The sequence below is a fragment of the Microcoleus sp. Pol1C5 genome, assembly GCF_036701115.1.
In the GTDB taxonomy this organism is placed as follows: Bacteria; Cyanobacteriota; Cyanobacteriia; order Cyanobacteriales; family Microcoleaceae; genus Microcoleus.
In genome coordinates this window covers 1-13,425 of record NZ_JAUBQE010000093.1, presented here as the reverse complement: position 1 = coordinate 13,425, position 13,425 = coordinate 1, and the positions used below count along the sequence as shown (strand labels likewise).

4 protein-coding genes are annotated in these 13,425 nt (G+C 46.3%); 2 read left to right on the top strand and 2 right to left on the bottom strand.

Annotated elements, in window-relative coordinates; translation table 11 throughout:
- Positions 1 to 1,124, bottom strand: a 1,124-nt coding sequence (locus tag QUA23_RS29600) for a protein kinase domain-containing protein (RefSeq protein ID WP_333093958.1), incomplete at its 3' end; no start/stop codon positions are given.
- Between the two features lie 567 nt (positions 1,125 to 1,691).
- On the opposite strand from QUA23_RS29600, the gene QUA23_RS29595 reads away from it, so the two are divergent.
- Both QUA23_RS29595 and QUA23_RS29590 read left to right on the top strand, forming a co-directional pair.
- The gene (locus tag QUA23_RS29595) at positions 1,692 to 5,495 is read left to right on the top strand and encodes a CHAT domain-containing protein (protein WP_445243535.1); all 3,804 of its coding nucleotides are present in this window, start codon (positions 1,692 to 1,694) and stop codon (positions 5,493 to 5,495) included.
- A gap of 320 nt (positions 5,496 to 5,815) precedes the next feature.
- Positions 5,816 to 9,775, top strand: a complete 3,960-nt coding sequence (locus QUA23_RS29590) for a DUF4347 domain-containing protein (RefSeq protein WP_333075131.1) — start codon at positions 5,816 to 5,818, stop codon at positions 9,773 to 9,775.
- Between the two features lie 128 nt (positions 9,776 to 9,903).
- Here the strand turns inward: QUA23_RS29590 and QUA23_RS29585 are convergent.
- A partial coding sequence (locus QUA23_RS29585) for an adenylate/guanylate cyclase domain-containing protein (protein ID WP_333110660.1) occupies positions 9,904 to 13,425 on the bottom strand: 3,522 nt, incomplete at its 5' end.

The window sequence follows — 13,425 nt, the reverse complement described above, 5'->3', positions numbered from 1 at the left end:
TCCCGAAATGCTTGCACAAATGCACTGAAGGGGATATTGCGCTGGAATTGGTCGTATTTGCCTTTGATAAAATAGCCACGCTGTCGGGCGATCGGCTTGTGGACTTCGTTCACTACTGCGGTTTTCCCAATTCCCGAAAAGCCAGCTACCAGCATCATTTCGGCGCTACCTGTTCTGACTCGTTCAAATGTAGCTAATAGACTAGAAACTTCTGTTTTCCTGCCGTAGAGTTTTTCGGGAATCAGGAAACGGTCTGTAATATCCCGCGTTGCCAAGGCAAATTCTTCTATGCTATCGGTTTCTTGTAATTGAACTAGACACATTTCTAAATCCTGCTTGATGGCCCAGGCTGTTTGATAGCGGTTTTCGGCATTCTTCGCCATCAATTTACTGACAATTTGAGAGACAATTACGGGAATTTGTGGCTCTATTTCGTGCGGTGGAACTGGTTGTCTAGCAATATGGCAGTGAACTAGCTCTAAAGAATCTTCTGTCTCAAAAGGCAGTTTTCCTGTCAGCAATTCGTAAAAGGTGACGCCGAGCGAGTAAAAGTCTGTCCGGTAATCGAGGGTGCGATTCATCCTACCAGTTTGTTCTGGCGAGATGTAAGCGAGAGTTCCTTCAAGAACTCCGGGGTTTTTCAGTATCGGTGTTTCTCGGCTTAGCTGAGTGGAAATGCCAAAATCAATAATTTTTAATTGTTCCGTTTCCGGGTTGTAAACAATATTAGAAGGGTTAATATCTTTGTGGATGATGTTGGCGCGGTGAATTTGCCCTAATGCTTCTGTGGTGGCAATAGCGAGGAGCAGAAATTCCTCCAGAGTAAACTTTCGCTGCTGCATCCAAACTTTCAAGGATTCGCCGCCAAAGTCCTCCACAAACATCACGAGGCTGTTTTGGTATTTTTGCAAGTCATAAACCTGCACCACGCCTGGCTCTTTTAGCTCTTGGGTGATGCGGTATTCGGTGCGGTAGCGCACCAATTCTTGAGGTGTGGGGTAACTTTCTTTGAGAAGTTTAAGGATAACTGGCCCTTTATCCGCTTCCCGAATAGCCCGGTAAACGAGGGAGTTGGCACTTTCATAGAGAAGTGTCACGACGGCTACGCCGGGAATAGAGAGCATATTGATTTTTAGGGTAAAATTTAACGCGAAGTCAAAACGCACCAGCTTTGTCTAGAGCATAGCGCGTTAGAAAGTAAAAAATTTTGTTTTTGTAACAAATGTTTAGTTTTTTGGCTAGCAGCCTGCAAATACTTGTTGGTAGCCCCGATTTCAATCGCCTAGTTTGTATGGTGCACCAACAGTCGATCGCACTTTTGCTGTGATTTGCAGTCCACATTACGCAGCCTGGGGTATCACACAGCATAATTACCCATAAAACTCTATTTTTTAAGTAATAAATTAGGCATTTAAAAAGTTTTTTATCAGTCAATGTACGGTTTAAAGCTATAAATTATAGCTTTATTGCTGGATAAAAATAAGTAAAAACCGATTGTGACAGTTGAGGGTGCAGAATTTAGGTTTCAGGTAAAGCAATCGCCCTGATGGTGACGAGGTTCTTAATCGCTAAGTGTACGCCGCAGTTGACCGCACTTAGCAGCCAATACCTTAAAGTTATAATTGTCCGATACGTGCTCTGCCAGCTCAAAGCTAATGAAACTAGCCTTCTTTTCTATACATGGTGCTGCAATGCTAGCGATCGCAGCGACTATTTTGAGTACAGCCGTGGTACAAGGACAACCCATTGTTCCCGCACCCAATGATGCGGGCACTACTGTCACGCCTGACAACCGCGATCGCTTCAATATTACAGGCGGCCAAACTTCGAGAGATGGAGCGAATCTTTTCCACAGTTTTCAACAGTTTGGGCTTAGCGAAGGGCAGATTGCTACTTTTATCTCTAATCCCGCTATTCGCAACATTCTGGGTCGGGTACTAGGCGGCCATCCTTCTATTATTAATGGTTTAATTCAAGTAAGTGGTGGAAATTCCAACCTGTTTTTAATAAATCCTTCGGGCATGATCTTTGGCCCTAATGCTAGCTTGAATCTTCCTGCTGCTTTTACAGCTACTACGGCTACTAACATCGGTTTTGATTCCGGTTTGTTCAATGTGGCTGGAGCGAACGATTACAGTACGCTGATAGGAACTCCGAACACTTTTTACTTTAATCTCAGCCAACCGGGAAGTATTATTAATGCAGGTAATTTAGCTGTTTTACCGGGACAAGGTATAACGTTAATTGGCGGCACAGTTGTCAACATTGGTTCCCTCACGGTTCCTCAAGGTAATATTATTGTCGCTGCTGTACCCGGTAAAAATGCTGTTCGTCTTAGTCAAGAAGGGCATTTATTAAGTTTAGAAATTGGGGTTGTTGAGGGGGGATTGTTGGCACATAGTGGGCAATTATCCCTGCCTTTGTCTCTTCCGCAATTGCTTGCGGGCGCAGGTGTGAACTCTGCTACTGGGATCTCGGTTAACGGTGCAGGAGAAGTGGTTTTGACGGCGGGTTTGAGGGTGGAAAGCGGAGATGTGGCGATCACTAATTCTACTGTTAATAGTCAGAATGCTACACTCTCGGCAGCACGTAATCTCACTTTAGTAGAAAGCCAGCTACTTACTGAGAACAATTTGTATCTGTTGGCAGCAGATACGGTGCGGGTGAGGGATGGAAGTTATCCTTTCAGGGCGATCGCGGGCGGCAATCTGACTATACAAGGTAATCAAAATATTGATATTTTGGCGCTAAATTACCCTAACCCTGCATTCCAATCCTCCGGGGATATCACATTATTGAGCAATGGCACTGTTTCCGGTGATGCTCACTTCGCTGCGCGTGGTAATTTTGCTATTCTCACATTGTCTGGCGATCGCGGCAGTTTTGTGAGCTTGTACGACCCGATTATTAGCTCCGAGGGAGATGTGAGATTTGGGGATTATACTGGAGCCTCACTTAAGGTAGAAGCAAAAGGCGCGATCGCGGCGGGAGATATTACTATCACTGGGCCAGATACTACTTTGTCAGATTCCGCAGATCCAGATGCGGCGGTGCTTTCAGGTAGTGCAGCTTTAATTCTGCGATCGGGCGTTTCGACTCTGGCGAATGCTGCCAATGTGCCGCCGAATACGACAGCAGGGGAGACATTTTTTGCTTCGCCCGGTGTTGCTTCGGGCAATAGCATCGGAGTGGGAGCGATTTCGACAGCAGGCGGGCCTGTGATTTTGGAATCAGCAGGGGACATTGCGCTGGATGCGATCGCGACTTCTGGCGGTAATATTACTCTCAATGCTGCTAGCGACATCGCCGTTACAGGCACTCTTCAGTCTACTGGCGGCAGTATTGACCTCACGGCTGGCAATCTTCTCACAGTCAGCGGCACTTTTACAGAGAGTAACGGTGTAAATGTGAGCATTTCCAGCGCTAATAATGGCACGGGTGGCGGCGCGATCGCGATCGGACACGCAGGGGGCACTACTACACCTTTTATTGTCGGCGATGCGACAACGAATGGGACGGCGGGAGCCATTACATCAGGTTCCGAGACAATTTCGCCACAGTTTGCGGTGCCAGTGCCACCCAGCAGTTACACTCAGGGCAATATTGCGATCGTTACTTCTGCGCCATCGTTAACGCCGGAACCGACACCGGAACCAACACCGGAACCAACACCATCGCCAACGCCGGAACCGACACCATCTCCAACCCCACAACCAACACCGGAACCGACACCGGAACCAACGCCATCACCTACGCCGGAACCGACACCATCTCCAACCCCACAACCAACACCGGAACCGACACCATCGCCTACGCCGGAACCGACACCATCTCCAACCCCACAACCAACACCGGAACAGACACCATCTCCAACCCCACAACCAACACCGGAACCATCACCTGCGCCATCTTTAATACCAGAACCAACGCCATCACCTGCGCCATCTTTAATACCAGAACCAACGCCATCACCCGCGCCAATTCCACAAGCAATACCGTCTCCGATATTGCTTGTACCCTCCATTGCGCCTGAAATGTTAGCGCCAATGCCATTACCTACTCCGACACCAACTTTATCTCCGTCTCTTGGTGCCGCTTTCCCCTTACCGGATATTTCAATTACCAATGCGATCGCACAATCTGGCAACCTGAATAGCATTAATAGAATTGAATCTCTTTTTAACTACAGATCCGATTGGGTAAGCGAAATTGTCCAAACGGCCTCGCCTCTAAGTAGAGTTAGCCTTAGCGATATCACACGACTGATCGATAGAGGTGATATCCCACAAGCCAGTTTCTTTATCGATATCTTCTACAGTGAACAAGTGGGGTCATACATTAACCAGGAAATCAGGCGGGATTTGCAATCTTTTACCGCCATACAACAAAGAACTAGAGCGATCGCCAGCCAAACTGGTAAAAAACCAGCCATTATCTACGCCTTAGCCCGCCCTGAACAATTAGACCTGATCGTAGTTCCCCCTACAGGCATCCCAATTTATAAAAGCATCCCCGCAGCTAAGCGCGAAACTTTGATGCAAGTCGCCGCCAACTTCAGCTCGGAACTCGTTAATTCCAGAAACCTCAATACTCCGAGCTATTTGCCAGCATCCCAACAACTTTACCAGTGGATGATTGCCCCCTTGGAAGCTGATTTGAAAGCTCAGGGAATCGATACGCTAGTTTTTAGTATGGATGCGGGGTTGCGATCGCTCCCCTTAGCCGCCCTCCATGACGGTTCTCAATTTCTAGTAGAAAAGTACAGCATCGGACTCATTCCCAGCGTCAACTTAACCGATACTAGCTATGAAAGTGTTAAAAATGCTGAAGTTTTAGCAATGGGAGCCTCACAATTTATCGATAACCAACCCTTGCCAGCAGTGCCTGCAGAACTTAATGCTATTGCCTCCGAATGGAAAGGCGAATCTTTCCTCAACCAAACCTTTACTCTCAACAATCTTAGGTCGCAACGCACGGCCCAAGCCTTTCGGATTATTCACCTAGCCACTCACGGAGAATTTAAGTCAGGAGCACCGAGCAATTCTTATATTCAGTTATCAGATAGAAGGTTAACACTCGATCGCGTGCGCGAACTAGGGTGGAATCAGCCACCTAAAGTTGAGCTATTGGTGTTGAGCGCTTGTAAAACTGCTGTGGGTGATAATGACGCTGAATTAGGCTTTGCGGGGCTAGCTGTACAAGCGGGGGTGAAGTCAGTTTTAGCGAGTCTTTGGTACGTCAGCGATGAAGGTACTTTAGGGTTAATGGCTGAATTTTACCATTTTTTGAAAGTTGCGCCGATTAAAGCTGAAGCTTTGCGGCAGGCTCAAATTGCTATGATTAAAGGTCAAGTTCGCATTGAAAATGGTCGTTTAATTTTGTCAAACTTAAATAAGGAGTTAGAATTACCGCCAGAATTAGCTCAACTGACTAATCAAAATCTCTCTCATCCTTATTATTGGTCTGCCTTCACGATGATTGGGAGTCCTTGGTAATGTCATTGCGAGGAACAAAGCAATCGTAATACCAATTTAATGTGAAGTTGTACATATCTCGATCCCCCTAAATCCCCCTGATTGTTGGGGGACTTTGATAAGACTCTTATCCCCCCTTCTTAAGGGGGGCTAGGGGGGATCTAGATTTAATAGTCAAACAGCAGTCTCTGACTGGGTTTGAGCTTAAGTTGACACTAATGGGCAATGCCGTGTCCCTACGGGGATAGAACGATAGGCGGGGCTACTTCATAAAGGTGGAATTTGCTGTAAGTTATATTTTAGTGAAATCTATAAAGTTTAACAATTAAAGAGGTTGCATAATGAAACAGCAAAAAAATATTTCAAATCTAGTTTTTATTGCCTCAAATGTTGAAGATTACCAGAGTTTAATTAGCGGCATTTCCCCAAATGCTGAGGTAATTATCCTAGATGAAACGCGGGATGGCATTGAGCAAATTACCGAAAGGCTAGCAATTGAACAAAATATAAAAGCAATCCACATCATCTCTCACGGTAGTCCAGGTGCAGTACATCTCGGTGTAAATACACTCAACAGCAGCAATATAGAAACCTTCGGCCCTCAACTCAAACAGTGGCGCAAAGCACTAATTCCTGGTGCCGATATTCTCCTGTATGGGTGTAACGTAGCGGCTGTTAATCAGCCCTGGCGAATAGAATTTGCGGCTATACAAACGAAGTCCGCCTACGCCAACTATGGGATTTCAACCCGCGCAGGCGGGTTTAGTTTGTGTAGTAGCGGTTTTAACCGCCCAGTTGAAAGTGCTACAAAGCCCACAAAACCTAACCAATTCCTCCAACGCCTGAGTGAGTTAACCGGCGCGTCGGTTGCGGCTTCCCAAAACCTCACGGGAAGTGTAGCAAAGGGCGGCGACTGGGAACTGGAAGTCAGAACCGGGAAAATAGAAACGCCGCTGGTATTTGAACCCGAAGTATTAGCGGGTTACGAGTATGTTTTGAGTACTTTTGGTGCGGCAACTAATTTTCCCGTAGGTTCAGATCCTGTCTTTGTGGATGCCGGTGATTTTAACGGCGATGGAATAAAAGACTTAGCTGTGACTAACAGTGCCGCTTCCACCAGCCTTAATGGTTCTGGGACATCAATTCTGTTAGGAAATGGCACGGGTAGCTTTGGCACCGCTACTCTGTTGCCACAAGGGAGAAATGCCCTCGCTGTTGCTAAATTTAATACAGATATCTATGACGACTTAGTGGTAGATAATGGCACTTCTATCTCAATGTTTTTTGGGAGTAGCAGTGGCTTGGGTTCTCCCGTCAATGTACCTTTAGACCCAATGAGTACCGCTAATTACATTGCTGCCAGCGATTTTAATGGTGACGGTAGGCAAGATTTAGCTGTAGCGACTGATCGCGCCACTGGTGTCACCGCTCCTAATGGGGTAGTCTCAATTCTATTGCAGAATCTTAATGGCACTTTTGCACCTCCTCAAAACTTTTTGGTAGGACAATTACCTCAATCTATTGCCGTCGATGATTTTGACGGCAACGGTACAAAAGACTTGGCTGTGACGAGCTACAATACTGATTCTAACAGCGTCTCACTTCTGCTGGGGAATGGTACTGGGAGTTTTGGCGCTGCCACCAACATTACAGTGGGGTCGCGACCCTATTCTATGGCTGTGGGGAAATTTAACAGCGACTCCTTCCCCGACTTGGCTGTGGCGAATATTAATTCTCAAAGCATCTCAATTTTGCTCGGGAATGGTAGTGGGGGCTTTACTACTACGGAAATTCCAGTAAATTCGAGCGCCGTTTTCGTCACTGTTGCGGATCTCAACGGTGACTCCAAGCAAGACTTGGCTGTCGTGAACAATAACAAGGTTTCAACTCTGTTGGGGAATGGCGACGGCACATTTACCAAGACTGCTGATTTAGATGCGGGATTGCAGCCTACTTCTGTTATTGCGAAGGATTTGAATGGGGACGGTTTGCCTGACTTGGCTACCACGGACTTCAATCCTAACAACGTTTCGGTGCTGCTGAATACACCCAATACAGTTAATTTCGGTGCAGCAACATACAGCGGTACAGAAGGAACTACGGATACAGTAGTTAATATTCCCGTCACTCTCAGCGGCGGCACTCCTTTCCGCGATGTAACTGTACCAATTGCGCTCGACCCCAGCAGCACAGCCACCGAAAATTCTGACTACACTTTTTCACCTACCTCGATTACATTCCCCGCAGGTACAACAGGTGCCGCACTCACCCAAAATGTTGCAGTTACTATCAAACCTGACAACATAGCTGAAAATGCCGAAACCGCAATTCTCAGCTTTGGCACAATTACTGGTGGGGTTGCAGGTACAACACAACAAACCACACTAACTATTGCTGCTAACGGTACTGTTTCTTATGCCGTCGCCGCCGATATTGCCAGCATTCCCGAAGGCAATACCAGCACAACTCCTCTAACTTTTACGGTGACTCGTAGCGGCGGTACTGGTGTAGCGAGTAGCGTCAATTATGCGATCGCGGGAACTGCTACCAACGTCAGCGATTACAATAATATCGGCGGCACTTCTGGGGCAACGGGTGCAACTGGCACGATCGCTTTTGCCGCGGGCGAGACATCGAAAACGATTACTCTTGATGTATTAGGCGACAGTGCGATCGAACCTGACGAAACTGTTACCCTCACCTTGTCTAATCCTGTCGCACCAGGTTCAACTCCTACTATTACCGCTGATGCCGCCGCAACAACTGTCACTAATGATGACACCGCAGGTTTCACCGTTAACACTACCAGCACGACTGCGACTGAAGGCGGTGCAACTGCAAGTTACAGTGTTAAGTTAAATACTCAGCCGACTGCGCCTGTTACGATTAGCTTTGATACAGGCAGTCAAATTAATCCGATTTCGTCGATAAATTTTGACAGCACTAATTGGAATGTAACTCAAACTGTTGCGGTTGTTGCTGTTGACGATAATTTAGTTGAAGGAAATCATACAGGTGCGATCGCGCCTACTTCTACCAGTAGCGATGTTAATTATAACGGCATCACAATTTCGACTGTTAGCTTCGCTATTACTGATAACGACACTGCGCTAACACCGACCCCAACGCCAACTCCAACTCCGACAACAACTCCGACTCCGACAACAACTCCGACTCCGACAACAACTCCGACTCCGACAACAACTCCGACTCCGACAACAACTCCAACTCCGACAACAACTCCAACTCCGACAACAACTCCGACTCCGACTCCAACCCCAACTCCGACAACAACTCCAACTCCGACAACAACTCCGATTCCCACCCCAACACCAGGTACTCCCGCAGTCATTTTCCTTGAACCACTTGGCCGTACCGAGGTACTCGAAAGCTTGGGCAGCGATATATACAAAGTGCGACTAAATACTCAGCCAACTGCTAATGTCGCCGTCGCCATTACCCCTGAAACTCAAGTTAGTGTCAGCCTACCTGTCCTTACTTTTACTCCCGTCAATTGGAATGTGGCTCAAACGGTAACGGTGACTGCGGTTGACGATGCGGTTGTTGAGGGCGATCGTGTCAGCCCAATTAGCCACGCCACTACCAGCAATGACACATTGTATAATAATCTCGTCGCCCCTCTCACGGTCAATATCAGCGATAATGACAACTTAGGCGATGTCAAAACCTTGTTGAACAAGTCAGTAATCGGTTTGACAGACAAGGACGATCGCATCACAGGAGCGGCATTAAACGACATGATCCACGCACGCCGCGGCAATGACTATCTTGATGGCAAAGCAGGGGATGACTTGCTTTACGGACAAAAAGGTGATGACGGTATTAGCGGCGGCGATGGCAATGACATTATTTTTGGCGGCCAAGGCATTGAATTTATTCGGGGTGACGGCGGTATTGACTTGATTTACTCAGGTAAGGAAAGCGATCGCATTTACAGCGGCGATGGCGACGATATCGTGTTTGGCGACGGGGGCAATGACTACTTATTTGGAGAAATGGGTACCGACACTCTCACAGGCGGATTGGGTTTTGATGTGTTTGCGATCGCGATCGGCACTGGTGGAACAGACTTAGGCGCTGCTGATGTGATTGCTGATTTTACCCTCAATCAAGACAAAATTGATTTAATTAGCCCCTTGGCTTTTAGCCAGTTAAATATTTTTCAAGGAACAGGCGCTTTTGTTAGCGATACTATAATTCAGTATCAGGTAACAGGGGAATATTTAGCTGTCTTGAAAGGAGTCACTGCCAGCAGTATAGTTCAGGCAGTAACTTTTTAGACTTCGTATGTTGTTGCGCTTTAGCGCTAAAGCGCAACAACACACCTACCCGATTTCGATCGCCTAGTGCATAGGATGCCTCAACAGTCGATCGTACTTTTGCGGTGATTTTCAGGTATAGCAACCGCTTAATGTAAATTGTGTAGCCTGTCTTTGATTTTTGTGCGAGTCAGCAATGCAGACTCACAGCGTTCCCAGTAAATTTTAGCAACGCGATCGCCCGGATTCTGACGCCAACACTCGGAAAACAGTCGCGCCGCTTCAAATAACTTCCCTTCCGAGTAAAGTGCCCTAGCTTCTGCAAACAATTCCAGCGTAGCTAACTTGGCCTGTTTAATTTCTGGCGGATCTGCATCAAACACCTCATAAATCGTCACAGCTTCGGATTTTCCCTTGACTTTTACCGTGTCTAGAGTGCGGATTGTGTACTGAGATGGATTTTTGAGGCGCGTATAAGTTGGCTGAGTAATTAACAGGGAAACCCCATAATTTTTTGTCAAACTTTCCACGCGAGAAGCTAAATTAACGGCATCACTAATTACTGTCCCGTCCATACGATTTGGTCCTCCCACAGTTCCCAGCATCAAAGAACCCGTATTAATCCCAATCCCAATCTGAATCTGGGCACAGCCAGCGTTGGCGCAGTATTCGTTATATTCAACGAGACGGTGCAGCATCGCAATTCCCGCTTTCACCGCATTATCCGCTTCCCCACTAAACAGCGCCATAATCGCATCGCCAATATATTTATCAATAAACCCCTTATTTTCATTAATGACGGGTTCCATGCGACTGAGATAAGAATTAATAAATTTGAAATTATTCTCCGGCGTCATAGTTTCCGAAAGCGTGGTGAAGTCGCGAATGTCGGAAAACAACACCGACATTTCTAACTGCACTTGGTCGCCCAATTCCACATCAATGATGCTTGATTTCTCTAAAAACTGGAGGAATTGATGGGGAACAAATCGCTCGTAAGCTTTGTTGAGTTGAGCCAGCCTGCTTTCATTTTCGCGTACTTCTGTATAAAGCTTAGAATTTTGAATCGAGATCGCCGCCTGTCCAGATAACACTTTTAATAGTTCCACTCTTTCAGGGGTAAAAGCTCCCGCTGTCAGATTATTTTCTAAGTAAACAATACTAATTATTTGAGATTGGTTAATCAGCGGCACACATAAAATTGATTTGGGCTGATGCTTTCGGATGTGGCGGTCGTTGGTAAATTGTCCCGATCGCGCAGCATCATCTAGTACCACGCTTTCTTGAGTGCGACTCACATAATTGACAATTGCCGAGGAAAGGTCTTGACAGGTTTCAACGGGGATTGACTGCAACACGGTGACGAGTTCGTCATCGATTGTTCCTTCAGCTTCAATGAACAGTTGTCCCTGGCTTAACAAAATCAGATATCCTCGTTGCGCCCCTGCATTTTCCATCAAAATTTTCATCAAGCTAGACAGTAGCTTATCTAGCATAATTTCTCCAGAAATCGCCTGAGAAGCCTTCATAACTGCGGTGATATCTAGGTGATTCCCCGAACCAGTCGTTGTCATTGCTACGGTAGTTTGAGTGTTTTTCCTTCCCGGTTGAGTTACCGCGAATAATTGAGGATATCGCGTTTCTAAATCCGTTACCTTAGCAGTGGCTCCCCATTCAACATAACAATAATACGCCTCAAAAATGTAGGCTTGAGCAACTTTTGTTTTGCCCCATTCCCCGTAGAATTTGGCTGCTAGTTCATTTGCCAAGGCTTCGTCATTAACATATTTGTTTTCTTTGGCTCCAGCAATTGCGCGATCGTACATTTCAATCGCCTCGGCTTTATTGCCCAACACCCGTTGCCGTTCTGCTTCAACTAAATACCATTTATGCAGATAATTCATCGGAGCATTTTGCGCCCACTGTTGCAGCGTGGTTTGATGGGTTTCCACTAAGGCAATAATTTCAGTTTGCTCAATGGCTGGCTGTGTGGGAAAAAGTGCCAGGTGCGTCAGGGCGGCATAAAAATGAAAAATTGGAACAAAAGCCGATCCAGATACTCCCATCAAATACTTTTTGACTTGGGTAATGTGGTCTAAGGCACCAGTGTAATTGCCATAGCAGTAAGCAAGCAGGAGTTTGTAGATGCAGGCACAAGCGATCGCCGTGAATTCATTATCCTGATAGTGCTTGGGAATCATCACCGTTTCATCGTAGGCCTCGCCTATTAACAAATCCGGCTGCATACGGGTTTCCCTCAAGTTTTGCACCGTCTGCTGAATCATATCCAAATAAACCCGAGCAGAATATTGTTTCAACTGCGCCATGACAGCCCTATAACTTGCTATTTCTGGTTCCCAAGTGTCTAGTTCTACACCAGCGAATAAATGAGTATAAAAGCAAATATATATGTTGTAGCCAGCGTTTACAAAGTCGCCTGTTTCCATCCCTAACCTATAGCCCTCTTTCAGCGTCGGTATCGTTGCCAAAAGAGATTCTTGGCGATGCTGAATCCAGCCACCAAACAAAAGTAGAACTGTGGACTTGAATTCGGGTACATTCAACTGATCGAGCAATGAAAGTGCCAATTGCCCAAAGCCATAGCCAGTTTCCACCTCTTGTAAAAAGGCACAGAACACCATCCCGTGCATCGCATAACCCACCGTCGATGCAGGCGCATTCCCAAAGGAGAGCGATAAACTTACCATCGTGGAGCTCAGCAGGGGCAGCAAACCGGGCATTCCCTGGAAAATGGGTGGAAACAACATACCAGACAGTTGCATAGCTGCCTGAGTCTGTGGATTTGTCATCACAGGTAAGTCAACCAATTGCTCAATCTTTCTGCCACTTAGTTTGCCCGCAAGGGCTTGTAGCGCTTTGCCAATCAAGGCTTCATCAGGTTCGGCAGGAAGTTCAATCCCCAATTGTAAGAGTGCGTCTCTTGCTACTGCGATCGTTTCTAAAACCTTGCTCTGGGCTGTCTGAGCGGCAATTTTAATTTCGTAAATTTTAACTCGATCTAAAATTGTTTGGGCTTCTTGCAAAACCAGTGCTGCCATCTGTTCCATACCATCAAAATCACCATTCAAATAGGCAATTTCAGCAGCAGCAACGTAAAGATTTAGCGCCAATTCATATTGAGTTTGCCAACATTGAGGTGTCAGTAGCTCAATTCCCATTTGTAGATAGATATTTGCCGCAGCGTAGGCGGTAGAATTTCTGGCCTTGCGTCCCGCTTCTAAGTTGAGTTTGGCTAAGGCTGATCGTTCACTTAATTGATTGATTAACTCAATTCCTTGATTTAAATGCCCCACAATATCAAAGATTTTTTCTTCTGTTTCTATCTCGGAAGAACTTTGTAGCAGTAACTGTCCTATTTTCAGATGAGTAGCTTGTTTTTGGTCATCAGGAATCAATGAATAAGCCGCTTGCTGAACGCGATCGTGCAGGAACTTATAAGTGGGATTAGCAACAGACTGATTCGGGGATTGAGCATCTGCTTGAATGAAGTTATAGCCTTCTGAAATCACTAAAATGAGTCCTTCTTGCAAGGCTTTCCACAGCGCTGATGCCGTTTGTTCTGGTAATTCTTCCCTGACTATTGCCAATGTCTCTAAATCAAACTGCGCCCCAATGCACGCGGCAAGTTTGAGAACATCCTGAGTTTCGGC